Genomic DNA, 715 nt, shown 5'->3' on the forward strand with positions numbered 1-715 from the left:
GGGGGCGCGGCGGCGGGTTCGTCCACGGCGCCGGGCAGGGCGGCCTTTGCGGGCGCGGCCAGCCGGTCCAGCGCCTCGATCGCCGCCTGTCCCGAGGCGCGGTCGTGCCAGGCCGCGGACAGCTCCCGCAGCGGCTCGAAGAAGGCCGGCGCCAGCAGCAGCACGAACAGGCCTTCCGCGAGCGACAGTCCGCCGCCCCAGGCGCCGAAGGGGATCTGGCCAAGAAGATTGAAGCCCACATAGACCGCGACCAGCGCGACGCCGAGCGCGGAGAACAGCTCCAGCACCGCCGAGGACAGGAAGGCGATGCGCAGCACCGCCATGGCCCGGCGGCGCAGGCCGTCGGCCTCCGCCCGCACACGTTGCGCCGTGGCCTCCACCGCGCCCGCGGAGCGGATGGCGTCGAGGCCGCGCAGGCGGTCGAGCAGGAAGCCGTTCATTTCGCCCATGGCGACGAGCTGGCGCTCGCTCGCGGCCTTGGCGCGCCAGCCCACCAGCGCCATGAACAGCGGGATCAGCGGCGCGGCGACCGCGAGGATCAGCGCCGCGAGCCACGACACCGGCAGCACGCAGGCGAGGATGACGAGCGGGACCACCGTCGCCTTGGCGCGGGCGGGGCGGAAGCGGGCGAAATAGGCGGTGACGGCCTCCGCCTGCTCGGCGAGCGCGCTGGCGGCGAGGCCGGAGGGCGCGCGGTCGGCGTCGAGCGGCGAAC

1 protein-coding gene is annotated in these 715 nt (G+C 75.7%); it reads right to left on the reverse strand.

The genetic code is table 11. The annotated features are described in order from the left end of the window. Positions 1-715 (reverse strand): ABC transporter transmembrane domain-containing protein (locus ACFQ4O_RS18070; protein WP_378777815.1); only part of this gene is annotated, 715 nt, incomplete at both ends.

The organism is Methylopila musalis (assembly GCF_042679725.1).
Taxonomy (GTDB): domain Bacteria; phylum Pseudomonadota; class Alphaproteobacteria; order Rhizobiales; family Methylopilaceae; genus Methylopila; species Methylopila musalis.